Genomic DNA, 1,508 nt, shown 5'->3' on the forward strand with positions numbered 1-1,508 from the left:
TTGTTGGGGAAACGGTAGCCTCAAGAGCTTGTCGGAAAAATTCCACAGCCGAACGACCCTGGACACGGCAGGTTTGGATGACGCTGAGTAAATCCGCTGTTTCCCGAAACCGTTCCATGGAACGGGAACCGCCACAGACCTTACGTTTGGTCACTGCTGGACGCAATGCTCTTTCCGCTCGATTATTATCAGGTGGAACTTCTGGGTGCTATACGGAAATACCACCATTGGGCAGCTTTGTTTCTAAGAGAACGCAGCAGTAGCCCAGCTGCAGCTCCGGCTTGAGAACTCCATTGCTCCAAAGCTTTCTCCAACTTGGGTTTGAAGCGATGCAGCGCGGTCTTGGGGGTTTCCCCCATGAGCGACTGCATCAAGACACTGAGCTACCCACCCTCGATAAGCAGCTCCATCTTGAGTCTCTCGCCATTTTTGATGCTCATCGAAGGCCTCATCAATTAAATCCAGGAACCGTTGTCCCAATTTCGGGTTATTGCCATGACCCAAGCGGATCACTTTTTTGAAGTGCCGTCTCAGATGAGCTAAACACTTCTGCTGGTGAGCGACTTTGTAACCGTTATAGACACGCTCTGCCGTCGGAACTGAGGACTCCAGCAAATTCGGAACCCACAATTTGTTCGAGTTCCACCCGCCCTCGGGTATCTGCGGCATGGAACAGAGAAAATTTGGCTCCGGCAACAGTCCACAACCATTCTTTTACTCCAGCCACCCCCCACGGGGTTTCATCAACGTGCAGGTGTTGCTGTTGTTGCGCCCACTGCCAAAGTTCTTGAATAGGTATAGCTACCGACTGCGCCAGTCGTCGATTGGTGGCGGCTAGAGTTCCCACTCCGATTTTGAGTCCCGTCAACTCTAGTAGCCATTCTTGTTGTTTTTCTTCGGATAGGTTTCCGTGATTTCCCATCCAAGCCAGCATCGCTTGTAGGGAGATGCCCAAGTCTTGTCCGGGGATGACTCCAGGGGCTTTGGCTTCTTTGACTTGCCTGTGGCAATGGACACATTTGCAAGTGTGATACTGATATTCGACTATTTCTACGGGACGCTCTACGAGTTGGGCGACTTGTTTACAGCTTACAGATACAGGTGCGTCAAGGAATTCTTCTGAGCCACAGTTGGGACACACTGATGGTCTGACAATTTGGTAGCGGTCTACTCGTCCAAATCCTTTTCTGGTTTTTCCTTGATGTCCCGGCTGCCCTCCAGGTTTTCTTTTGGCTTGAGGGGCGATTGACTCTGGCGGTTTGGGTTTTTCCGATTTCTGAATTAAGTCCGCTGATGGCGGTTGTGAGGTAATTTGGCTGTTGGGTCTGAGTCTGAGCTTGAGCTGGGCTACTTCCTCTAACAGTTGGTCAATCAGCTTTTGCTGCTCTAGTATCATGACCACCAACTGCTCCGTTGTCAGTTGCTTGAGTTGGGGGGGAGCTAGTTTTTCGGGTTTCGGTTTTTCGCTCATGCCGTCACCATACCGGATTTCTTGATTTTGTCAACCC

The 1,508-nt window shown here is 50.8% G+C and carries 1 pseudogene; it reads right to left on the bottom strand.

Annotated elements, in window-relative coordinates:
* Window positions 1-1,471: pseudogene (tnpC, locus tag F6K63_RS36825) on the bottom strand (IS66 family transposase); the annotation flags it as partial.
* Window positions 1,472-1,508: the final 37 nt, after the last annotated feature.

The organism is Moorena sp. SIO1G6, assembly GCF_010672795.1.
Classification (GTDB): domain Bacteria; phylum Cyanobacteriota; class Cyanobacteriia; order Cyanobacteriales; family Coleofasciculaceae; genus Moorena; species Moorena producens.